This window comes from Nocardiopsis sp. NPDC101807 (assembly GCF_044766605.1).
Taxonomy (GTDB): domain Bacteria; phylum Actinomycetota; class Actinomycetes; order Streptosporangiales; family Streptosporangiaceae; genus Nocardiopsis; species Nocardiopsis tropica.
Map to the genome: position 1 here is coordinate 70,206 of NZ_JBIWMK010000004.1, position 22,723 is coordinate 92,928.

Genomic DNA, 22,723 nt, shown 5'->3' on the forward strand with positions numbered 1-22,723 from the left:
GGCGGGGTCAGACGAGCTGGGCGTTCCCCGGGCCGGGCGGGGGCGGCGGCGGGTCGGGGACGACGCCCGCGTTCTGCTGGGCCTCCAGCGCCATCGTCCGGTTCCCCTCGACGTAGGCGGTGGTGGCCTCGCTGGTCTGCCGGACGGCGTTGGAGGTCAGGGCGAGCATGTCGCCCATGAGGCCGAAGTAGTGTCCGGCGAACTCGCCCAGGGCGATCCCGATGGGGGCGCTGTTGATGTGCGTGCTGAGAGAGGTGACGCGCTGCTCGATCGTCTCCATGTCACCGAACAGGCCCTCGCCCCCTCCCTCCTCGCCGATGTAGGACATGGTGGTGGTGAGCACGGCGCCGACCTCGGCCGGCTGAATGTTCCAAGCGGTCATGGTGTCCTCCGGTCACGGGTCGCGGGGCGGATCGGTCGGGCCGGGTGGGCGGGCGCGGAAGCTCTCGGGACGGAACACCTCCGCGTCGGCGGCGTCGCCGGGGGGAGGGGCGGCCTCGGCCTGGTGGGCGGCCTCGACGGTGTGGAGCAGCCGGTTCAGCGCCGGGCGGGTCCGCTCGAGGTCGGTGCGGGCGCGCAGGCGCATGTACTCGGAGGTCCTCCGGAGCCCGAGGACGTGGAGCGGGGCGGAGGGTTCCGCGGCCGGGTCCTCGTGCCCTTCCGGGAACCGGGCTCCGGGGGCCGGCGTCCGGCCGTCGTGCTCGGGGGACACGTGGTCGAACTTCACCGGAGGACCCCTCCCGGAGACGCCGCGGCGACGGACACGGGCGGGGCGGGCGGGCTCCGGGGCGTCGTGCGTCTCACGGGGTGGTTGCCTCTCTCCAGGTGGGGGACGACCTTCTCGCGAACCGGTCCGGCCACTGCGGCGAGCCCTCACCGTCCGACAGTTGCGACGTACGGAATGTAGGCATAGTTCCTTTTTAGCGTGCTGCACCGACACCCGGGGGAGCGGACGAGGGGGGACGATTCGCCCGCGGACACGGGGCCGGGGGCGCCCGGTCGGCATCGGCTCTGGTCAGGAGGGGGCCGACCGGAGGGAACCGGTCCCGGACCCTCCTGGCACCGTGTCCCGGGACACGCCGGCGTGGCCGGGAGCGGCCACGCGGCGAGGGGCGGAGCCGGTCGGCTCCGCCCCTCGCGTACTGCTCGTTGTTCGGTGTGCCACACGTCCCTCTCGGGAGGCTCCTACAGGGTTCTCGGGTCCTGCCGGGCCTGTTCCTCCCTGATCTGCTCCACCCTGGCCTGCGCCTCCTCCGCGTCCTGGTCCTGAGCACGCACCTGGGTGCGGTGGTACTCCTCCTGGCTCACGGAGGGCAGGATGCCCTCGTGCTTCAGGGCGGGCTCCTCGGGGTGGGAGGGAACCACGTGTTCCTGATCCTCGCGGGGTCGCGGCGGGGTCTCCCCGATGGGGCTGACGGTCGCCCCGGGCGTCTGCGCGGCCTGCGTGCCCTGGACCGTCGTGGGCACGCCGGCGCTCCGCTTGTTGAGCGTGGAGGTGCGCCCCACACTCCGCAGCAGGGTGATGATCACGACGCCGGTGACCAGGTTGATCACCGCCGTCCCGCCCTGGCTGGCGGTCTCGTCGCCCTGGCTGAACGGGGCCACGGCCGCGATCGCGGTCGCCAGACCGACGATCCAGCCGAAGAAGGTCCCCGCCTTCGGGGCCGAGAGCAGCAGCAGGTGCATCAGAGCGGTGGCGAGCAGGGCCGCGACGGCGGCCATGAGCGCGTATGCGACGGTGCTCGCGTCGCCCAGGTTCCCCGCCTCCTCCGGTGCGAGCACCGGTACGTCGAACACCCCGCGGAAAACCAGGGCGCCCGCGAAGATCACCAGAGCCGCGACGACCGCGGTGGCGAGGCCACCCGACCAGAGACGCGTGGTGTTGACGGGTCGTTCTCTTCCGAACTCGGTCATGCCGGTACCCCCTGATACGGCTTCGAGGCCGGTCATACCCCGCATTCCTCCGTTTACTACGAGTGACCATGAAAAACGGCAAGTTACCTGGTCAACCGGCATGAATCGGCTTACGGCCGAGACGCCCGGACCCGGGCGCAGACCACATACGCGCAGCTCCACACGGGTCTCCCACACGTGGAACACTGGGGACATGGCTCACTTCGCGCACGCCCGCGTCGACCTGGACGCTCTCACCTCCAACGCCCGCCTGCTCCGCGAGCACGCGGGCGGCACCCCGTTGATGGGTGTGGTCAAGGCCGACGGCTACGGGCACGGGATGCTCCCCGCCGCGCGCGCCCTGATCGCGGGCGGCGCCTCCTGGCTGGGCACGGCCCTCATCGGCGAGGCCCTCCAGCTCCGTCGGGCCGGGATCACCGTCCCGGTCCTGGCCTGGATCATCCCCCCGGGCGAGCCCGTCGGCGAGGCCGTCGGGGCCGACATCGACCTCGGGGTGAGCGACCGCGCGGTCCTGGACGAGGTCGTCTCCGAGGCCCGCCGCCTCGGCCGCACCGCCCGCGTCCAGCTCAAGATCGACACCGGCCTCAACCGGGGCGGCGTGAGCGCGGCGGACTGGGCGGAGCTGACCGAGGCCGCGGCCCGCGCCGAGGACGACGGGCACCTGCGCGTCTCCGGGATCTGGTCGCACTTCGCCTGCGCGGACGAGCCCGGCCACCCGTCGATCGGCCTCCAGCTCTCCAACTTCCACGAGGCGCTGGAGATCGCCGACAAGGTGGGCCTGACCCCCGAGGTCAGGCACATCGCGAACTCGGCCGCGCTGCTCACCCTGCCCGAGACGCGCTTCGACCTCGTGCGCGGCGGGATCGCGAGTTATGGCCTGTCCCCAATCCCGGATTTCTCCTTGCCCGGATTGCGGCCCGCCATGACCCTGCGCTCCCGCGTCGCCCTCACCAAGCGCGTGGGCGCGGGGAGCGGGGTCTCCTACGGCCACCGCTACGTCACCGACCGCGAGACCACCCTGGCCCTGGTGCCGCTCGGCTACGCCGACGGGGTCCCCCGGGCCGCCACCAACAAGGGCCCCGTGCTCCTCGGGGACCGCGTCCGCACCATCGCGGGAACAGTCTGCATGGACCAGTTCGTTCTCGATGTGGGGGACGACGGGGTGGAGGCCGGCGAGTACGCGGTACTGTTCGGCGACCCGGAGGAGACCCCGGGGGCCCCGACGGCCCAGGACTGGGCCGCGGCCCTGGACACGATCCCGTACGAGATCGTCACCAGGGTGGGCGTCCGGGTCCCGCGCGAGTACGTCGGCGCGGAAGCCTGACCGGTCGCGGAGAACCGGTCACAGACGTCCCCCACCCCGCCTAACCTGGGTGAAGAGGTCACTTCCGGCACGCCCCGCCACAGGGGCGCCCCGGCGGCCCCGAACCCGTGCGGGCGGCGCCCGCAGGCGCGGGCCGGCACGTCCCCGACGTGAGGCCCCGGCCCGGCGCGCCCGGCCACCGACCGACCACACCCCAAGACGAGCAGCGAGCCCGATGACAGACGTGACAGCAACCACCGTGTCCACCGTCCGCGAGGTCACCGCCGCCACGGACGACGCCATGCGCGCCCTGGGCCGCGACCTCGCGGCCCTCACACGCCCCGGCGACCTGCTGATCCTGTCCGGGCCGCTCGGAGCGGGGAAGACCACCCTCACCCAGGGCCTCGGCGCGGGCCTCGGCGTGCGCGGGTCGGTCACCTCCCCGACCTTCGTCATCTCCCGCGTCCACCCGTCCCTGGTGGGAGGCCCCGCCCTCGTGCACGTGGACGCCTACCGGCTCGGCGGGCCGGACGAGATCGACGACATCGACCTCGACATGACCCTGCCCGACTCCGTCACCGTGGTCGAGTGGGGCGAGGGCGTCGCCGAGGAGCTGTCCGAGGACCGGCTGGAGATCCGGATCGAGCGGCACCGCGACGACTCCCGCACCGTGCGCCTGCGCGCCGTCGGCGACCGGTGGTCCGGGGTCGAACTGCCCCGCGGGGAGGCCGCCGGCCCGCCCCCCGCCCACGACGGCTCCCCCGGAACCGCGGCCGCCGACGGCGCCGGCTCCGGGGAGGTCACCCCGGCCGACGCTCCCATCGACCTGCCCGGCTCCGACGCCGGGCGCGGATAGGCGGAAACACCCGTGCTGCTCCTGGCCTTCGACACCGCCACCCCGGCGGTCACCGCCGCGATCGGGGAGAGCGCCCCAGACGGGGCGTTCACCCTGCGCGCCGGCGCGTCCTCCGTGGACGCCCGCCGCCATGGCGAACTCCTCAGCCCCACCGTCCAGCGGCTGACCGAGGAGGCCGGGATCGCCCTGGCCGACCTCGACGCCATCGCGGTCGGCATCGGCCCCGGCCCCTACACGGGGCTGCGGGTCGGGCTGGCCACCGCGCACGCCCTGGCCGACGCACTCGGCGTCCCCTGCCACGGCGTCACCACCCTGGACGCGCTCGCGTTCGCGACCGGGCGCACCGAGCCGTTCCTCGCGATGACCGACGCCCGCCGCAAGGAGGTGTTCTGGGCGCGCTACGACGACCGCCTCACCCGTGTGGGAGAGGTCGGGGTCGCCAGGCCCGCCGAACTGGACACCGGCGGCCTCCCGCTGGTCGGCGACGGGGCCCGGATGTACGCGGAGGTCCTCGGCGCGGGCACGGCCGACCCCGCACCGCTCCACCCGGACGCCGCCGCCATGGCAGAACTGGCCCTGCTGCGCCTGGCCCGGGGCATGGAGCTCCCCGCGCCCAACCCCCTCTACCTGCGCCGCCCGGACGCGGTCGAGCCCGGAGCCCCGAAGAAGGTGCGCCAGTGGGTGAAGTGAACGACGGCGCCGACCGGGCGCCCGCCGCCGTGGGATCGACCGCCGTGCGCCTGCGCGCCATGACCGCCGACGACGTCCCGGCGGTCATCACCCTGGAGCGCGCCCTGTTCCCGCTCGACGCCTGGAGCGAGGGCATGCTCCGCGAGGAGCTGGCCGAGTCCACCCGCCACTACGTGGTCGCCGAGAGCGGCGACACGGTGGTGGGCTACGCCGGGCTGAGGTTCGTCCCGCCCGAGGGCGACGTGCAGACCATGGCCGTGGCCGAGCAGGTCTGGGGTCGGGGGATCGGGAGCGCACTGCTCACCGAACTCCTCGACCGGGCCGCCGACCGCGGCGTCACCCACATGTTCCTGGAGGTCCGCTCGGACAACCCGCGCGCCCAGGACCTGTACAAGAGGTTCGGCTTCGTGCAGATCGGTGTCCGCCGGGGCTACTACAACGGGGCCGACGCGTTCGTCATGCGACGCGTCGCGGAGAAGGGGACCCATGAGTGACCTGCCGCTGATCCTGGGGATCGAGTCGTCCTGCGACGAGACGGGCGTGGCCCTCGTCCGCGGCTGCGAACTGCTCGGCGACTCGGTCGCCTCCAGCGTGGACCAGCACGTCCGCTTCGGCGGGGTCGTGCCCGAGGTGGCCAGCCGCGCGCACCTGGAGGCGATGACCCCGACCGTCCGGCGGGCGCTGGACAGCGCCGGGGCCGAGCTCTCCGACGTGGACGCGATCGCGGTCACCGCGGGCCCCGGCCTGGCCGGCGCCCTGCTCGTGGGCGTGTCCGCCGCCAAGGCCTACTCGATGGCGCTCGGGAAGCCGCTCTACGGCGTCAACCACCTGGTCGGCCACGTGGCCGTGGACCAGCTGGAGCACGGGCCGCTGCCCAAGCCCGCCATCGCCCTGCTCGTCTCCGGCGGCCACACCTCGCTGCTGCTGGTCAACGACCTGGCCACCGACGTGGTGTCCCTCGGGGACACCGTGGACGACGCCGCGGGCGAGGCCTACGACAAGGTCGCGCGGCTCCTCGAACTGCCCTACCCCGGCGGCCCGCCCATCGACAGGGCCGCCCAGAAGGGCAACGCCAAGGCCATGCGGTTCCCGCGCGGCAAGTGGGGCGACGGCACCTACGACTTCTCGTTCTCCGGCCTCAAGACCGCCGTGGCCCGCCACGTCGAGGACGCCGACCGCCAGGGCCTGCCCCTGGTGGTCGCGGACATCGCCGCGGCCTTCCAGGAGTCGGTGGTGGACGTGCTGACCCGCAAGGCCGTGGACGCCTGCGTCGAGCACGGGGTGAGCACCCTGGTCATCAGCGGCGGTGTGGCGGCCAACTCCGCCCTGCGCGCGCTCGCGGAGCAGCGCTGCCGGGACGCCGGGATCGAGCTGCGCGTCCCGCGTCCCCGCCTGTGCACGGACAACGGCGCGATGATCGCCGCCCTGGGCGCGGAGGTGGTGGCCGCCGGGCTGCCGCCGTCGGCGCTCGACCTGGCCACGGACACGTCCCTGCCGGTGGAGTCCCCGCTGGCGATGTAGGCGGTCGTGCGCGTATCCGAGCGCACGTGGGGGCGGGACGCACAGGCGTCCCGCCCCCACGTGTTCCTCGGGGGCGGCGCCGGGGCCCGGGCGGCGTGTCGTCGTGCCGATCAGGGTGCGGACGGCCGACACGGGTCGACAGCTCTCGATGTCGGGTTCGATGCCTTATGGTGTCGCGTGGTGGGCACACGGCGGCCCGGGGAACGGCACCGCCGACGACCGCACCGCCGTCCCCGCGCAGACGCCCCGCCCCCGCCGGTACCGCCAGCGAACCAGGAGATCCGCAGTGACCCGTTCCAGCACCGTCCTCATCACCGGCGCCACCGACGGCCTCGGCCTCGGCCTGGCCGAAGACCTGGCGGCCGACGGCGTCGACCTCGTCCTCCACGGGCGCAGCCGGGAGAAGCTCGACCGGATCGCGGACCGGATCGGGGAGGGCGGCGCGGCCAGGCCGCGCACGGTGGTCGCGGACATGGCCGACCTCGGCCAGGTCCGCGGCATGGCCGCCGAGATCCGCGCGTCGGAGAGCCGCCTCGACGTCCTGGTGAGCAACGCCGGCATCGGGTCCGGGGAGCCGGACGGGCGCGACCGCCGCACCAGCGCCGACGGCCACGAACTGCGCTTCGCCGTCAACTACCTCTCCGGTTTCCTGCTCACGCTCGAACTCCTGCCGCTGCTGCGCGACTCGGCCCCGTCCCGTGTCGTCAACGTCGCCTCCCTCGGACAGACCCCGCTCGACTTCGACGACCTGATGCTGGAGCAGGACTACTCCGGGACCCGGGCGTACCGCCAGAGCAAGCTCGCCCAGATCATGTCCGGCTTCGCGCTGGCCGCGCGTCTGCCCGCCGACGAGGTCACGGTCAACAGCCTGCACCCCGCGACCTTCATGCCGACCAAGATCGTCCGGGACATGACCGACCGCAGCGTCGACACCCTGGAGCAGGGGGTGGCCGCCACCCGCCGGCTCGTCACGGACCCGGAGCTGTCCGGGACCACGGGACTCTTCTTCAACGGGACCGAGGAGATGCGCGCCAACGGCCAGGCGTACGACGAGCAGGCCGTCCAGGACCTGTGGAAGGCGAGCCTGGAGCTCACCGGGGCCGAGAACCCCTTCTGACGGGCCGACCGGACCGTTGCGGGTGGGGAGCGTGAGTCCCTGAACTGGATGAACTCGTACCTCTAGACATTCTCGGCGCCGGACCTCGCCAGAGGTACGAGATCACGGCGGAGGGGGTGCGCATGGAGGTGGCGCAGAGCCGGGGCGCGTTCCGGGGCGCCGTGACCGACGACGGCGTCCCCGCCGGCCGGGCCCAGGACCGGGGGAGGGGAGGGCCGTGGGGCGGCCCTCCCCTCCCGTGCTTGCACGCGACACAGGCCCCCGCCATCCCCCTGACCACTTCCGGCCACACTGTCAACCACGCCTCCGAACAGGGGACCGACCGCCCGGACCGCCTTCGGAGCTGGATATCTTGGGTTCCGATTATCGGCTGGATACGGCTGATACCTCCGGTTGTGCCGGAACGTCTTAGCAAGTCAGAACAGGGAAGTGGGTGAGCCTGTGTCCGGTGGCACTGGTGTGAACGCGGACGACGCCTATGCGGGCGGCTCCGCCTCGGCGGACGCGGCGGCCCGGCTCAGGGACCTGCCGACCGACTTCGACGAAGCGGTCCAGGCGGCCAAGAGCGCGGTGAGCCCAGCGCCGGGCATCACGGGGTGGGGATCCTTCGGGGAGGACCACGCGCAGCACATGGTCGACGTCAAGGAGCACGCGAGGACCCTCGCGGAGAACATCCAGGACGGCGCCTACGAAGCCGCCGTGACGGACCTCGAAGCGGCCGAGGAGTACCACATCCCGATCAACGGCCCGCAGCCCTTCTAGAAACCCCGTACGCCCCCTGCCCCCGGGGTTCCTCGGCCCCCGTACCCCACACCCCTCCCGTAGCCCCATCTTTTGGAGTCCCCCTTGTCCGCGCTCAGCTACACCGAATGCGAGATCGATCGAGGCGTCGTCGCGTCGGCCAGAAGCACCTTCGAGGAGTTGCACGCCACGATCAGCGGCCGTTCAGGCGAGTACAACACCATCACCCAGCCGGTGGGGTTCGAGTTCACGGACCTGGTCGGGGAGGGGCTGAGGAGCGCCGCCGAGGAGAACCACTCCTCCTGGAGCAGCTCCATGATGGCGTGCATCCACGCCTACGGCGTGCTCGACAAGATCAGCACGGACGTCCAGTGGTACGAGGACAAGATCGAGGAGATCAAGGGAAACCTCTCCACCGCCCTCGCCAACAACGCTGAGCCGGACAACCTGAACATCGTCCAGCAGATCGTCGACTCCCACAACCTGGACGCCGAGCGTGCGTGGCGGGACCTGGAGACCCGCTGCGACGAGACCGAGGAAACGCTGCGCGGCGGCCCGACCCCCGAGAACATCCGTGCGCTGGCCGAGGGCGGGCACCTGGGGGAGTACGGCCTCATCGGCTTCTACACCACCAACGACCTGAACTACTTCTACGTCGACGAGAGCCAGGCCGAGACGATCGCGATCCACATCCGGGACGCGGTTCTCCACGGCCACGACGGGAGCATCGAGGCACTCGAGGACCACCCCGAGTTCCTCGCCCTCATCGGGAACGTGGTCGCGCGGGCGCAGACCGCCCAGCAGAACGGAGACCAGCTCCTGGACGGCGAGATCGAGTTCCTGGAGACGCTCTTCGGGGACCTCGGCGCCGTCGACGGCGACGACCCCGGCTTCCTCGCCTTCATGGACCAGGTGAACTCCAGCGAGCACATCAGCGACTCGCTGCGCGGCGACATCAGCCGGAACCTGGCGAACTCCATGCTCGTACTCTCCGACGAGAACATCGGCGGCGGCATGGACAGGCTCCCCCAGGACGTCGTCGACGTCCTGGACGTGCCGGACTTCCCCGACGTGAACACCCTCTCCCACGACTCGGAACTCCCGGGCTTCATGGACGCCTACAGCGACTGGGGACAGCCCTTCACGACGCTGAGCGACTTCCTCGACAGCGCCGGACCAGGGATACAGGGCGGAACGGAGTTCTCCACCACGCTGATGGGGACCGTGGCCGCCACGCTCGACGTCCCCTACTTCGCCGCCGGCGAGCCCGGGGACGAGCACTTCCAGAACGTCATCGACGTCGCCTCCCGCAACGACGAGGCGAACTACATCATCCTGACGGGCGAGGACTTCGAGGGCAACGAGTTCCAGCACCACGAGAGCCACGGGGACCTCACCCCGGAGAAGATCCTGGAGACCTTCTACACCCACAACTGGCCGGACGACGGCGCCGCGGTGAGCGGCATCACCGACTGGATCGGCCAGAGCCGGGGCGTGGACGTCGGCGGGGTCACCGACGAGATCCGGGGAACCGCCCTCGCGAGCCTGATGGCGACGATGGAGGCCCCCGCATTCCAAGAGGCCGTCTTCGCGACCGGACATAACCTCGAAGAAAGCGTCGGCGAGGGGGACTCCGAGGAGGAAGTTCTCTGGATGGACGTATCAGCTGGTTACCTGAACGGAGAGCTGGCTGACGGGTTCGGGGATATCTTTATTTCCTATATGGATGAATTCTCGGATTCGGATGGGCTTCCGGGAAATAAGGAAGTCTCTCATGGTTGGAATGACGAGCTTGAGCGCGTTGAACTGTCGGCGGAGAGTCGATTGGCGTTCACTCAGTTCATCATGGGTGATCCGGATGCGGCTGCGCGGGTGTACGGAGAGGTTTCCATGCACACGGCGGAGCGCATGGAAGACTATGCCAACAGTAGTGGTGAGAGGGATCATACGCCCACGGTGCTCGCCGGGAGCCTGCAGGGGCTCGTCGATAATGCGCTCATGAACGAAAGCGCAATCCGTTCAGACGTTCACAATGATGCTGCTGCTTACCATAACAAGGTGACGGGCGCGGCAGTGGATGTCATTGGCGGGCTGGCGGGGGATGGAAATGTTTCCGGCTTCGTTGTGGAGATGGCTAAGTTTGCCGCCAAGGAATCCCTGTCGATCCCTGAGAACCCGGAAGGGACTCGGGTTCCCGTTATCGAAGACTGGGCTCATGATGAGAAGCTGATGGGTTTTGCCATCTCCGCTGCGGCAAATGCTGACCCCGACCTCATGGACGAGCTCGCGGAGGCGGGGGCGGTGCGGGAGGACGATGGAGGGAACCGGTACGTTCCTCTAGACCATGCTCAGTGGGAGGGGAAGAATACAGACGGCACATTTCAGACCGTATTCGACAGCCTGGACGAGCGGCCCTGGTTGGACGGTGAGGGGAGTATGGCGAATGCGGTCCACAACTATCTGAGCGCGTTTGACAGGACTGGTGACAAATGGGAGACGGTTTCCGTGTGGAGACCTGAAAACTGAGTGGATCAAGAAATGGCTTGGCTCTATGGACCTGGAAGTTCCGTGCGAATTCGATTCTCTATTTTCTTTCTCCCGGTTTTCCTCGTCGGGTGTTCTTCTCAAGGGCATGAGGTCACGGAATCCGTCGTAGAGCTGGATCACCGGTCAGCCGTGAGCGAGGTCGCGTGGGACTGGGCCGCGTCGGACAGCTCACGGTCGGCGGTGTTCCCGGTGCCCGGTGGTGTGGCGGTTCTGCAGGCAGCCGGAGTCGTCGTCCTGTCTGGTGAGACCGGTGAGGAGCTCTGGCAGTACCGGGTCTCCGAGGGGGAGGTCACGGGAAACGTCTCCGACGACGGTCGCCACGTCGTGCTCCGGTCGGAGGATGACACCGGGGCGGGCACGGAAGAAGCGGAGCTGACCGTTCTCGACTCGGGCACCGGCGAGATCGTGCACGAGTTCGACTCCAGCGGCATCGAGGCTGTCGAACGCGTCGGCTTCGCCCCGCAGATCGGAGAGTCCCTCAGCGGTGTCACGGGCGACATCTGGGCCGTCCAGGACGAGGCCGGTGTGACCGCCCACCGGTGGGAGGACGGCGAAGTCCTGTGGTCGTCGGCCACGGCCGACCTGGCGCGGTGCACGGACGTCGGCTCCGTCGACGATCTCGCCGTCCTCGACGACGTCGTGGTCGCCGCCTTCACCTGTTACGAGCAGCCGGAAGGCGAAGATCCGGTCGATATGACGGAGGGGCAGGAGTTCGTCTCTGGTCTGGTGGGGCTCGATCCCACCAGCGGTGAGGAGCTGTGGCGGTCCGAGGACCAGCTCGGATTGTTCCCGGCAGACTCCCACAGCAGAGTGCTGACGGTTCAGGGCAGTGGTCTGATCGTCGTCGAATACCCCTACGAAGAGGTGCGTCAGCTGGTCGACCCCTCCTCAGGGGGCGTGACGGATCTTGGGCGGAACGATGTCCTGTGGTCGAGTTCCGACGGCTCCACATTGGGGGTCTGGCACGCCGAGTCCAGGGACTACCGACACGAGGATGGTTCCGGTGAGGCTCTCACGAGCCTCGTGGAGGAGACCGGGGCCGTGCCCGAGCCCACCGTCAGCGGCGGTGGCTTCCTCGGCCTGGAGGACGGAGTCCTGTACCTGGCGGAGGAGGTCGAAGGAGGGGCGGACGCGCCGGTGCTGGCCTACTTCGCCGGCTTCCAGGGTGCTTCCGAGATCACGGCTGACTGGGACGCGCAGAGGACGGAGGTCCACGACGCCGTGTCCGTACCGGGCGCCGTCGTGGTCTCCTACACCGATGACGAAGGACGGAGCGGTGTCATCGGGCTGCGTTAGAGGACGGTCGAGGCGCTTGTGCCCCTGGACGCGGCTTGCCGCAGCTGCCCTCTTCCCGGCCGCTGCGAATGAGACCTGAGGTGAAGGCGTGACGCAGGTGCGATTGGTGGGCCGGTGGGGGTACGCGGCCGCCGGGCTCGCAGTGGTGGTGTTGGGGGCGGGGTGCGCTGCCCAGGGTGAGACCGTGGCGGACCCAGGGGTGGCTGACGACGCGCGAGGCGCGTTCACCGTGGCGGAGTTCGAGGCGGTGGAGGAGTTCCTGGCGGAGGACTCGCGGGGGCCGGCCACGGAGTTGCTGGCGACCGGCTCCGGTGTGCTCGCCCTGTTCGACGACCAGGTCGTCTCCTTCGGGGTGGATCCGGTGGCGGAGGCCTGGCGGCACGAGATCCCCGCGCCTGTGAGCGACGTTTCCGTGGAGAGCACCGGAGAAACCGTACTGGTGAGGTACGGGGCCGATGTGGGGCCCGTGTCCGGTGAGCAGGTCACGGTGTTGGACGCAGAGCGCGGCCGGGTCCTGGAGTCCTACACCGCCCGGGGCGAGGCGGTCCCGGGCGAGAGCCGATCGCTGGGTGATGTATGGGTGACGGCTGGATCCGGAGGGACTTTGACGGCCAGGCGGACCGCTGACGGCGAGGTCGCGTGGGAGCACAGCCTCACCGGTACGTGCTCCGGCGGGGACGCGGAGGACATCGATGTCGCTGCTGCCGGGATCCAGCTGCTGGTGGCCTATGCCTGCGGGGCGGACGGCACGGCGCACGCCGCGATGCTCGACGGCGGTACCGGGGAACCGTTCTGGGAGCAGACCTGGGCGGGAGCCGAGGTGCCCCGGGTGAATGTGGTGCACGAGCACACGGTCCCGGGCGGTCCGGACGACGCGGTCTTCCGGATGTTCGACGAAGAACTGAGCGGTGAGTTCCTCTTCGTGCACGGGAGCGAGACCAATGGCGTCGAGCCGTTCGTGCCCGAGCCCTGGCGGAGCGCGCCGGGGGTGGGTGAGTACGCGGCACAGCCCCTGGATGACTTCGAGGTGGCACCTCGTGAGATCGCCCTGCACTCGGCCCCCGAGGGGCGCATGCACGATCATGTCCTCCTGGGTGCGGTCGGATGGCTGGTCGAGGAGGACGGAGTTCCCTTCTCGGTGGAGGACATCGACGAGTCTCTGTTGATCGACGGCGAGGTCGTGCAGAATCCCCGCCAGTGGACGGTGGGGGCACCCGGTTATGTCTCCGCTCTGCTGGTCGAGGTCGAGGAGGCTTTCTCCTAGCGGTCCCGTGCCCTCGTGCTGTGCCAAAAATGCTCTTCACGAAGAAAGGATGATCGGTGTCCCGTGGTGTGAATACGGTTTCCTCAGGCAGGAGGCCCTTTTCCTCTTCGGTTGCTGTTCCCCTGCTGATCTCCTTTTCTCTGCTCACCTGTTCCTGCTCCTTCCCCGGTGAAGCGGGTGGCGCTGAGGAGGTCTCGGAACCGCCGGCTGTCTCCTCGGTGAGCGGAATCGGCTGGGAGTGGGAGGCCCCCGCGGGCCGCACGATCGAGAGGGTGGAGCCGGTCCCGACAGGCGCTGCCGTCGTGCTGGACACCGGGATCGTGGTCCTGCACGGACAGACCGGTGAGGAGGTCTGGAGCCATCTCGCCGCGGAGGGGGAGAGGTTCACGGCTACACGCACCGTGGACGGCTCGGCCTTCCTGGTCGCGCACGGTGCCGAGGACGCCGAGGTCCCGGAGGAGAGCCTGGTGCTCGACGCCGCCACCGGGGCGGAGGGAGGGGAGTTCCAGGTCCTGGAGGAGACGGCCCCCTGGGGCCTGTGGCGCGTCAGCCGCGATGAGCGGGTGTCCCGCCCCGCCGGCGAGTCGGAGTCGTTCCGCCCTATCTCGGTCGCCGAGGTGGGGAGCGGTGAGCTCCGCTGGGAGCAGGAGGAGCCGCTGGAGTGCGAGGCCGCGCCAGGGCTTCCCGCCCAGCAGGTCGACGCGCTTCTCCACGAGTCGGTGCTCGCGGTCCTGGTCACGTGCAGCCCTGAGCGGTTCGAGGAGTCCATGGAGGTGACGACCGCGGTCGTCGGCCTGGACCCCGCGGACGGCGGAGAGCTCTGGCGGGAGGAGTTCACCTACGAGGCCTCGAGCCCCTTTCCCGCAGCCTCCGTCTCCCTCGACGGAGACATGATCGTCCTCCAGGGGGTCGAGCTTCCCGAGGCGCACGTCCTCAACGCCTCCGACGGGGATGTCGTCGCCAGTACGTCGCAGAGCGTGGCGGGGGTGTTCGACGGGAGCGTCCTGGCGTGGGACGGAAGTGCCGGAGGTCGTCGCTACGACCTGCTCGGAACGGACCTGGAGACCGTGGAGTCCGTCGAGCTTTCCGAGCGTTCGGGCGGGCCGCTGCTGAGCGAGGAGGACGTTCTCCCTCTCGGTGACGGCCTGGTGAGCGTGGAGGTCCTGGAGGAGGGCGGTGCCTCGTCCGGACTGGCTCTGGGTTTCACGCCGTGGGGCGGTTCTGAGACCGAGGTGCTCGACCCCGGTTTCCCGATCGAGGCCGGTGACTATTTCGACCGGTTCACGGGGCAGGTGGTCGAGGTTCCCGGCGCGGTCGTGCTGGTGGACGGAAGGTCTCCGGAGCCCACGCAGTTGGTCGCCTACCAGTGAGCGCACCCGCTCGACCGTGCCGGGGGCAGGCGCCCGGGGGCCGGTCCTTCACCTGTGACATGAGCACTCTGAAAGGACACCTCTCCGTGAGATATGGGACGGCCGTCGCCGTGGCGGCCGCTTTTCTCCTCACGTCCTGCGGTTCGGGCGGCTCTGCCGGCACGGAGGGTTCGGAGGAGATACGGGACCTCGACCGCCCGGGTTCCGTCAGCGGTGTGGCGTGGACCTGGGAAGCCCCCGAGGGCGTCGCCGACCTCGCCGGCGTCCACGCCGTCCCCGGCGGAGTCGCCGCCGTCGTGGACGACGGGGTGATCGGCCTCTCCGGGGAGAACGGCGGAGTCATGTGGGAGCACCGGGTGCCCGGAAACGAGGTGTTCGGTGCGGTGGCGGGCCAGGGACGGTACTTCGTGCTCCAGGTCCTGGACCCCGAAGACCCGGAGGCGCCGCCGAGGATGATCGTCGTCGACCTCTCCACGGGTGAGTCCGTCCACGACTACGCACTGCGGGACGGGGACAGCGCGTCCGGACTCGTCAGGGGAGGGCTGGCCGGCGTCACCGGTGAGCACTGGATCACCGTCGGGGACGACGAGGACCTGGTCGCCCATGAGCTGGGCAGCGACACGACCGCCTGGTCCGTCCCGGACGTGGCCGGGTGCGACGGCGTCGGCAGCGTCGACCGGACCGCCGCGACGGACGACGTCCTGGTGGCGGCCTTCACGTGCTACGAGCAGCCCGAGGGCGAGGACCCGGTCGAGATGACCGAGGGGCAGGAGTTCGTGTCGGGTTTCGCGGGTTTCGACCCGGCGACGGGGGACGAGCTGTGGCGCACGGAGGCGCCGGCGGGCATGTTCCCCGGTGACGCCCACGAGCGAGACCTCACCGTGCACGAAAGCGGGATCGTCACCGCCTACTACCCCTATGAGCAGGTCGGACAGGTCGTCGACGCCGCCACGGGCGACGTCGGGGCACTGGAAGGGGGGGAAGTCCTCTGGTCCAGCGAGGACGGCTCTCTCCTGGGGATGTGGGACGGGCGTACACGCGGTTACCGGATCCAGGAGATCGGCGGAGACGTGCGGGAGAGCTGGGGGGACGAGCGGGTCGGTGAGGGGACGGCGATCGTCAACGCGCTTCAGGGGGACGTCGAGACGGTCGGCCTGGAGGGCGGGGCGCTCCACATGGGCGACCTGTTCGAGGGCGGGGCGGGGGAGACGGAACTGGCCGTCTTCGAGGGCTTCGAGGAGACCGTCCCGGTCACCTTCTCGTGGGACGCGGAAGCCTCCATGGAGGTGGACCAGACCGTCGTCGTACCGGGCGCCGTCGCGGTCTCCTACATCGACCACTCCGGGAGCAGCGGGGTCATGGGCCTGCGGTAGGCCGCCCGTTCCGCGGCGGCCGGGGGCGGGGCGTACACCCCGCCCCCGGCGTCGGGAGGGGCCTACCCCTCGGAGCCGAAGAGGTCGAGGAACGCGGCGGCGAAGGCCGCCGCGTGGGCGGCGGCGACGGGCTGCCACAGGGTGTCGGAGTCCTCGTCCTTGCCGCTGAGCAGGTCGGAGACGCCCCGGATCACCAGGGAGTCGGCGCCCGGGGACAGGTAGGCGCTGCGCAGGAAGCCGTAGCCCTCCATCTCCACCGCGACCGCGTCCCCGCAGTGCTTCCGCAGCCGTTCGGCGGTGAGCGCGTCCCGGTCCGCGACGACCTTGTTGCCCGAGGCCACCGGCTTGACGAAGGCCCGGGGCGGTTGCGGGAGGCGGTCCGTCAGCACGCGCTCCGGCCACTCCTGCCGGAACACCACGTCCATGGCCCGCTGCACGGCGGCGTGGGACGGGGCGGCCGTCTTCGCCCGCGAACGGAAGTCCTCCGCGTCCTCCTTCCCCGTCTCGTAGTCGTAGATCGCGTCGGCCACCACCACGTCGCCGAGCCGCACGTCCTTGACGCCGCCGGCCACACCGACGAAGAGGACCACCTCGGGTGCGAAGGCCGTGCGCGCCCTCTCCAGCGACACGCCCGCGTCCACGTTGCCCGGCCCTACCTGTGCCAGGGCGACCCGGCGCGACCGCCGCTCCCCGGCGAGCGTGCCGATCCGGTAGAGGGTGCCGCTCTCGCCGTGCTCCTCGAACGGCCCGGTCAGGTGCGCCGCCACCGCCGCGTACTCGCTCGCGATGGCGGTGATCACCACCGCGTCCGCGAGCGTGCCGCGCCGGGCGTGCCGACCGGCGGACGGCGCCACCGACGGTTCGGGCGGGACGGGGCCCTTGTTGACGGTGGTGCTGCCGGAACCGAAGTTCATCCCGTCGGCGTTCTGCGTCCCGAACACCTGGTTGCCGTGGTTCGTGCCGTCCATGTCCTGCCTCCACACCTTCGTCCGCTGCCATGCCCTGCGCATGCGCCCGTGCCGACGGGACCGCGACCGGGTCCTGCCCGGGGGCGACCGCGTGCGGCCCCGGGCGACTACCCCCGGCCGGAGCCGTCCCTGCCGCCCCCGCTCCCGCTTCCCTGTCCGGCTCCCTTGTCGACGGTGGTGCTGCCGGGGCCGAAGTTCATCCCGTCGGCGTTCTGTGTCCCGAACACCTGGTTGCCGTGGTTGTTGTTGACGTTGTTGATGATGCGGCGCACCTGCTCGGTGTCGTAGCCCGCCTCCCGCAGCACGTCCCGGACGCAGATGAGCACCTTCTCCGGGATGGCGCGGGTGACGCGGACGACGTCGTGTGCCTGGAACAGCTGACTCAGCTCGGGGGCGGCGGCGCGGTGTCGGACGCCCATCCTGGGGGAGTAGTCGACGAACTCCTTGTGCGCACGGGCCCAGGCGTGCAGGTTCCTGCTCTCAGCGGCGGCGTTCCGCGACCTGATCCAGGCCACGGCCTCCGCAGGGTTCGTCCTGAGGTCGTCCAGGACCCCGATGAACGCCGACCCGAGCAGCTGTTCGACCTCCGCCGGGTCTGGGCCGACCGGCAGGGGACCCTCGGGAACCTGGTAGGACGGGGAGACCGGAGGCATGACCAGCGTCTCGCCCTCGATGTTGAGCAGCCCGCCCTGGGTGGTCAGCCGCACGAAGAAGGTCACCACCACCTGGCTCTCCCACATGCTGACGCCGATCTCCACGAAGTGGCGGGCGCGCTCATGGAAGGCGTCGACGAACCCGCTGACCCACTCCTCCCGCAGCCGCCATCCCTGCTGGTCGATCAGTACCGGGGCCAACCGGGTGATGTCGTCCTGACGCCGCCCCGGCAGGAACACGCAGTCGGCCACCTCGACCTCGCGGCGGGTGCTCGTCCCCATGCCCTCGGTGCCGGTGAGCCGGGGGACCTCCGTGCGCAGCCGGTCGTAGAGGCGTTCGATCAGCGCCGAGCCCGCCAAGGGCGGGGCGGCGTCCTCCGCCCCCGGGCCGGTCCCCGTGTCCGCGTCGGCGGGCACGTCCTCCGCGGGCACGTCCTCCGCGGGCACGTCCTCCGCAGGCGCGTCCTCCGCAGGCGCGTGCGCGGCGTCCGCGCCCCCGGCGTTGTGCTCCGCCGCCTCCGCCCCGTCCCGGGCCGGGAAGAGCTTGAGCGTCACGGGCCAGGAGGCGTAGGGCTCGCCCACACCGACGAAGGGGGTGAGGTCGTTGTAGAAGGCCACCGGCACGGTGCCCACGCCGCTGTCCCTCCGCGGGTGCTCCGCACGCACGCGGATGGCGCGGAGGGCGGCGTTGGTCCTCCGCCGGACCCAGAACCCGATGCCGACGGTGGCGCCGAGAAGGATCAGCAGAGCCGCCCAGAGGGGGAGGACGTCGCCGAGTCCGCCCGGGTCGGAGATCTCCGTCGGGCCTGCGCCGTACGGGTCCAGCCCGAGGAGGAAAGCCGACTCGCTCAGGACGAGGACCGGCAGGAGGACGGTCACCAGAAGGACCACGGTCACCGCGGTGGCCAGGAGGACCAGGCACCCCCCGCGTCGCCGCGAGGCGTCCTCGCCCTCACGGCGGCGGCGCGCCGCGGCGACCAGGGCCCCGACCAGGACGAGGGCGATGAGCGAGGCCGGGAAGTTGAAGAGGGAGAGGACGACGACGGCGCCCAGGAACAGCGCCCCCGCGGTGGCCCGGACATCGCGCGCCTTGCGGCACTCCTCGGTGACGCGCGCCGCGTCCAGGCCGGGTTCCCGGGGGAGGGTGCGGTGGGGATTCTCGACGCGCTCCCGCAGGACGTCGGCGCGGAAGGCCGGGTCCTGCCAGGCCGCAGCGCTCAGACGGGCGGTGGAGTCGTACTCGGGGGCGCCCGCCGCGTGCTCGACGTTCCACACGGCCGGGGCCGCTGTCGGCGGAGGGGGGACGCGGTCGGCGGGCCGACCGCCTCGGGTGTGCTGATCGCTCTGTTCGGTCACGACGAGCTCCTACTGATCGCGGACGCCCCGGGTCTCGGCGTCCGGTCTCGGATGGGGGACTGGTGGTGCGAAGGGGCGGACGGGGACTGCGGGTCTCTCGGGCGTCTCCCTACGGGTCGGGGGTCGTGGCGGGGGCGCCGCCGGGGACCCTGGCGGACTCCCACGCGGTGTCGAAGATCCGCAGCGCGAAGTCGTACAGCGCCCCGGACCGGTGGGCCACCACGCAGGGGGAGTGCCGCCCGTGCGCGTCGCCCTGGTAGAGGGTGAGGAAGACGAGGTTGTCGGTGGCGATGACACGGTAGAGGTTCGGGAGGTCGTACAAGCGGATTTCCGTGTTCCTCCGGTCCCGGGTGGCCTCGGACAGGTAGTGGAAGTTGGCGAGCACCTGCTCGGTGAGCAGGCCGCGGCCGAAACCGGGGTCGAGGGAGATGAGCTCCTCCTCCCTCCGCTCCAGCCAGGAACCACCGTCCCCGGGGGCACGGCCCGGGGTGGTCCCGTCCCGGCCCCCGGCCGGGAGCCCCGCCGGCCCCTCCCCCGCCGCCTCCGGGGAGGTGGCGGGGAAGGGCCGGTCGGAGCCCGGGTCGGGCAGGAGCACCCGGACGAAGTCCGGCGGCCGTCCTCCGCCGTTCCACAGTGGCGCGAAGCCGTCCCGGGTGAGTTCGTTCCCCCGCCCGACCATGACGCGGAGCCAGCGCGCCCGGCTGATCTCGCCGGACAGCTCGACCCTCGCGTCGTCCTGGTGCCGGTGGACCCGCAGCACTCCGAGCCCGCTCAGGCGGGCGACCGCTGCCAGGAGCCACCAGCGCAGACGCCGGGACAGCAGGCCCCCGAGCCCGACGGTGACGGCCGTGGCGGCCAGCGAACTGGTGACCCCGAGCATGAATTCCGTCAACGTGGGCTCCTCGTGGGGGGCCGGACCGTCCCGGCTCGGCAGGAGACTTTCTAGTCACCTTGACCATAATGGGTGATCCGTTTCAGGTCAAGGGGACCTTTAGTAGATTGGCCGGATGACGCACAGCGCTCCACCAGCGGTTCCCCGGTTCCCCGTCTCGGTGACGGTCGACCTCGTCATCTTCACGGTCCGGGACGACGCCCTCCACGTGCTCCTGGTCGAGCGGGGCAAGGAGCCCTTCCTCGGCGGCAGCGCCCTGCCCGGCGGCTACGTCCGCCCCGACGAGGGGCTGGACGAGGCCGCGCTGCGCGAACTCCGGGAGGAGACCGGCCTGGACGGCGGGCGGCTCCACCTGGAGCAGCTGCGCTCCTACGGAGACCCCGGCCGCGACCCGAGGGGGCGCGTCATCACCGTCGCCTACCTGGCGCTGGGACCGGACCTCCCCGCTCCCGTGGCGGGGACCGACGCCGCCCACGCCTTCTGGGCCCCGGTGGGGGAGGCCCTGCGCGCGGACTTCGGCCTCTCCTTCGACCACGGGGCGATCCTGGCCGACGCGGTCGAGCGGGCCCGCTCCAAGCTGGAGTACACCACGGTGGCCACGAGCTTCTGCCGGGAGCCCTTCACGGTCAGCGACCTGCGGCACGTCTACGAGGTGATCTGGGGGATCGCGCTGGACCCCAGCAACTTCCGCCGCAAGGTCACGAGGACGGCGGGCTTCCTCGAACCCACCGGCGAGCGCAGGACCTCGGAGACCGGCCGCCCGGCCGCCCTCTACCGGTTCGGCGGGGCCGCCGCGATGTCCCCGCCGCTCCTGCGCTCCGGTGACATCGCCGGCCGGGGCGCCGGGGGCGGTCCCGGTCGCGTGTGGGGCGGGCCGTCCCGCCCGGGTGCCGCACCGTTCTGACCACGGCGGTCCCGGTCGCGTGTGGGGCGCGCGCGACGCCCGCGTCCGGGTCCGTGGCCGGCGACCCCGCCGTCGAGGGGGGTCGGCGCGACACCCGAGGCCGGGGAGCGGCGGGGAGGGGCACGTCCGGTCACCGGGTGTCGCCGCGCGACACCCGCGGGGGAGCGGTCGGGGTTCGAGGAGGTCCGTCTGGCGCGTCCCCGCCGCGCGACACCCGGGGCCGGGGAGCGGCCCCCGGCCCTCCCCGCGGCGGACGGCGCGGGCTTCCGGGCCCCGACGCGCCGGGGCCCGCCCGGGCCCGGGGTGGAACGGGAAACGGACACCGTGGTTGGCTACGGACATGTTCGCTATCACCGCAGCACGCATCTCACCCGAGGACCCGCTCTCCGGACTGGAGGCGGGTGAACGCCCCGACCCCGAACCCCGCGAGGGGTGGACCGTGGTCGACGTGAGGGCCGCCGCCCTCAACCACCACGACCTGTGGAGCCTGCGGGGCACGGCGCTCAGCGAGAAGCACCTGCCGATGGTCCTGGGCACCGACGCGGCGGGCACCGACGAGGACGGCAACGAGGTCATCGTGCACGGCGTCGTCGGCGACCCTGCGGAGGGCGGCGGCGACGAGACCCTCGACCCGCGCCGGTCGCTGTTCTCGGAGGTCTACGACGGCGGCCTCGCGGAGAAGATCGCCGTCCCGAGGCGCAACCTGGTGCCCAAGCCGCCGGAGCTGAGCTTCGAGGAGGCCGCCTGCCTGCCCACCGCGTGGCTCACCGCCTACAGCATGCTCTTCGGCAAGGCCGACCTCCGGCCCGGTTCGACGGTGCTCGTGCAGGGCGCGGGCGGCGGGGTGTCGGCGGCCCTCATCCGGCTGGCGTCCCACGTGGGGCACCGCGTCTACACCACCAGCAGGAGCGAGGCCAAGAGGGAGCGGGCCCTCGCCCTGGGCGCCCACGCGGCGCTGCCCACGGGCGAGCGGCTGCCGGAGAGGGTCGACGCCGTCTTCGACTCGGTCGGCAAGGCCACCTGGGGCCACTCCCTGCGCTCCCTCAAGCCGGGCGGCGCGGTCATCACCTGCGGCGCCACCAGCGGCGACGCGCCCTCCGCCGAACTCAGCCGCGTGTTCTTCCTCCAGCTGCGGGTCATCGGCTCCACCATGGGGACCCGGGAGGAGCTGGACGCCCTGGCGCGGATGTGCGCCCGCACCGGCGTGCGCCCCGAGATCGACCGGGTGCTGCCCCTGTCCCGGGCCCGGGAGGGGTTCCGGGCGATGCTCGACGGGGACCACTTCGGCAAGATCGTCTTCACGGTCTGACCCGCGTCCGCCGGCTCCGCCCGGGGCGGTGCGTACCGCGGCCGTCCCGGGGCCGCGTCCGGCGCTTCTCGTGCGGGGCCCTCCGCCGGGGCCCGCCCGACCGGTCGGCCGGGCCCCGGCGAGGGGTTTCCAGGTCGAGGACAGGGGATGACCGCCTCTCCCCGTAGCTTCGTCCCGAAGACGCCGGGCGGGGCCCGGCCGACGAGGGGGCACGCCATGCTGCGCGGAATGAGCACCATCAGCCTGTGGGCGGACGACGTCACCGAGGCCGCCGACTGGTACACGGAGGTCCTGGGCGTCGAACCGTACTTCGAGCGCCCGGGACAGGGGCTGCCGCCCGCGTACGTCGAGTTCCGGATCGGCGACCACCAGCACGAACTGGGCATCATCGACCGCAGGTACGCCCCGGCCCCCGCGGGGCCGAGCCCGGGCGGCGCGGTGGTGTTCTGGCACGTGGACGACGTGGAGGGGGCCGTCGGGCGCCTGCTCGGACTGGGTGCCGCCGAGTACGAGCCCCTCACCCGGCGGGAGGCCGGGTTCGTCACCGCGTCGGTGGTCGACCCGTTCGGCAACGTGCTGGGGGTCATGTACAACCCGCACTACCTGGAGATGCTCGACGCGCGCTGACGCCCGAGCCCGCCACGGCCGG

At 71.5% G+C, this 22,723-nt stretch carries 20 protein-coding genes and 1 pseudogene; 15 read left to right on the forward strand and 6 right to left on the reverse strand.

What is annotated here, in order from left to right; all coding sequences use genetic code 11:
* Positions 1-7: 7 nt before the first annotated feature.
* The 3 genes from ACIRPH_RS13300 to ACIRPH_RS13310 all read right to left on the reverse strand — a co-directional run bounded on the left by ACIRPH_RS13300 (position 8) and on the right by ACIRPH_RS13310 (position 1,914).
* Positions 8-382, reverse strand: a complete 375-nt coding sequence (locus tag ACIRPH_RS13300; protein WP_402913494.1) for a DUF6507 family protein — start codon at positions 380-382, stop codon at positions 8-10.
* Between the two features lie 12 nt (positions 383-394).
* On the reverse strand, positions 395-727 hold the full coding sequence (locus tag ACIRPH_RS13305) for a hypothetical protein (protein WP_402913496.1): 333 nt from the start codon (positions 725-727) through the stop codon (positions 395-397).
* Positions 728-1,185: 458 nt separating this feature from the next.
* Complete coding sequence (locus ACIRPH_RS13310; protein ID WP_402914755.1) at positions 1,186-1,914, reverse strand: DUF6069 family protein; 729 nt, start codon at positions 1,912-1,914, stop codon at positions 1,186-1,188.
* Between the two features lie 193 nt (positions 1,915-2,107).
* Between ACIRPH_RS13310 and alr the strand changes: the two genes are divergently transcribed.
* From alr to ACIRPH_RS13370, 12 genes and pseudogenes are all read left to right on the forward strand, one after another.
* Entirely contained in the window at positions 2,108-3,238 is a 1,131-nt protein-coding gene (alr, locus tag ACIRPH_RS13315; protein WP_402913498.1) for an alanine racemase, read from the forward strand.
* A 214-nt stretch (positions 3,239-3,452) separates the two neighbouring features.
* A pseudogene (tsaE, locus tag ACIRPH_RS13320) lies at positions 3,453-3,953 on the forward strand (tRNA (adenosine(37)-N6)-threonylcarbamoyltransferase complex ATPase subunit type 1 TsaE); the annotation flags it as partial.
* 132 nt (positions 3,954-4,085) lie between these two features.
* Positions 4,086-4,763: a tRNA (adenosine(37)-N6)-threonylcarbamoyltransferase complex dimerization subunit type 1 TsaB gene (tsaB, locus tag ACIRPH_RS13325; RefSeq protein WP_402913500.1), complete on the forward strand. Its 678-nt coding sequence runs from the start codon at positions 4,086-4,088 to the stop codon at positions 4,761-4,763.
* A 59-nt stretch (positions 4,764-4,822) separates the two neighbouring features.
* On the forward strand, positions 4,823-5,257 hold the full coding sequence (rimI, locus tag ACIRPH_RS13330; RefSeq protein ID WP_402914758.1) for a ribosomal protein S18-alanine N-acetyltransferase: 435 nt from the start codon (positions 4,823-4,825) through the stop codon (positions 5,255-5,257).
* Positions 5,250-6,284: a tRNA (adenosine(37)-N6)-threonylcarbamoyltransferase complex transferase subunit TsaD gene (tsaD, locus tag ACIRPH_RS13335; protein WP_402913503.1), complete on the forward strand. Its 1,035-nt coding sequence runs from the start codon at positions 5,250-5,252 to the stop codon at positions 6,282-6,284. Before rimI ends, tsaD begins: the two co-directional genes overlap by 8 nt.
* A 286-nt stretch (positions 6,285-6,570) precedes the next feature.
* Positions 6,571-7,401: an SDR family NAD(P)-dependent oxidoreductase gene (locus ACIRPH_RS13340; RefSeq protein WP_402913506.1), complete on the forward strand. Its 831-nt coding sequence runs from the start codon at positions 6,571-6,573 to the stop codon at positions 7,399-7,401.
* Between the two features lie 441 nt (positions 7,402-7,842).
* On the forward strand, positions 7,843-8,163 hold the full coding sequence (locus tag ACIRPH_RS13345; RefSeq protein WP_402913508.1) for a hypothetical protein: 321 nt from the start codon (positions 7,843-7,845) through the stop codon (positions 8,161-8,163).
* A gap of 84 nt (positions 8,164-8,247) precedes the next feature.
* Positions 8,248-10,668, forward strand: coding sequence for a hypothetical protein (locus ACIRPH_RS13350; RefSeq protein ID WP_402913510.1), 2,421 nt, complete (start codon positions 8,248-8,250; stop codon positions 10,666-10,668).
* Between the two features lie 150 nt (positions 10,669-10,818).
* Positions 10,819-11,985 (forward strand): PQQ-binding-like beta-propeller repeat protein, encoded by a 1,167-nt coding sequence (locus ACIRPH_RS13355; RefSeq protein WP_402913513.1) that lies wholly within the window; start codon positions 10,819-10,821, stop codon positions 11,983-11,985.
* An 88-nt stretch (positions 11,986-12,073) separates the two neighbouring features.
* On the forward strand, positions 12,074-13,249 hold the full coding sequence (locus tag ACIRPH_RS13360) for a PQQ-binding-like beta-propeller repeat protein (RefSeq protein ID WP_402913516.1): 1,176 nt from the start codon (positions 12,074-12,076) through the stop codon (positions 13,247-13,249).
* 218 nt (positions 13,250-13,467) lie between these two features.
* Positions 13,468-14,619, forward strand: coding sequence for a hypothetical protein (locus tag ACIRPH_RS13365; RefSeq protein WP_402913519.1), 1,152 nt, complete (start codon positions 13,468-13,470; stop codon positions 14,617-14,619).
* Between the two features lie 59 nt (positions 14,620-14,678).
* Positions 14,679-15,992 carry a PQQ-binding-like beta-propeller repeat protein gene (locus ACIRPH_RS13370; protein ID WP_402913522.1) on the forward strand — a complete coding sequence of 438 codons (1,314 nt, stop codon included), beginning with the start codon at positions 14,679-14,681 and terminating at the stop codon, positions 15,990-15,992.
* Positions 15,993-16,054: 62 nt separating this feature from the next.
* On the opposite strand, the gene ACIRPH_RS13375 is transcribed toward ACIRPH_RS13370, so the two are convergent.
* The 3 genes from ACIRPH_RS13375 to ACIRPH_RS13385 all read right to left on the reverse strand — a co-directional run bounded on the left by ACIRPH_RS13375 (position 16,055) and on the right by ACIRPH_RS13385 (position 19,861).
* A complete protein-coding gene (locus tag ACIRPH_RS13375; RefSeq protein ID WP_402913524.1) occupies positions 16,055-16,960 on the reverse strand; it encodes a phosphorylase in 906 nt (301 codons plus the stop codon).
* 107 nt (positions 16,961-17,067) lie between these two features.
* A complete protein-coding gene (locus ACIRPH_RS13380; RefSeq protein ID WP_402913526.1) occupies positions 17,068-18,969 on the reverse strand; it encodes a hypothetical protein in 1,902 nt (633 codons plus the stop codon).
* Between the two features lie 109 nt (positions 18,970-19,078).
* The gene (locus ACIRPH_RS13385) at positions 19,079-19,861 is read right to left on the reverse strand and encodes a hypothetical protein (RefSeq protein WP_402913529.1); all 783 of its coding nucleotides are present in this window, start codon (positions 19,859-19,861) and stop codon (positions 19,079-19,081) included.
* 115 nt (positions 19,862-19,976) lie between these two features.
* On the opposite strand from ACIRPH_RS13385, the gene ACIRPH_RS13390 reads away from it, so the two are divergent.
* From ACIRPH_RS13390 to ACIRPH_RS13400, 3 genes are all read left to right on the forward strand, one after another.
* Positions 19,977-20,765, forward strand: a complete 789-nt coding sequence (locus ACIRPH_RS13390) for an NUDIX hydrolase (RefSeq protein WP_402913531.1) — start codon at positions 19,977-19,979, stop codon at positions 20,763-20,765.
* A gap of 340 nt (positions 20,766-21,105) precedes the next feature.
* Positions 21,106-22,074 (forward strand): zinc-binding dehydrogenase, encoded by a 969-nt coding sequence (locus ACIRPH_RS13395; RefSeq protein WP_402913534.1) that lies wholly within the window; start codon positions 21,106-21,108, stop codon positions 22,072-22,074.
* A 216-nt stretch (positions 22,075-22,290) separates the two neighbouring features.
* Positions 22,291-22,701 carry a VOC family protein gene (locus ACIRPH_RS13400; RefSeq protein WP_402914760.1) on the forward strand — a complete coding sequence of 137 codons (411 nt, stop codon included), beginning with the start codon at positions 22,291-22,293 and terminating at the stop codon, positions 22,699-22,701.
* Positions 22,702-22,723: the final 22 nt, after the last annotated feature.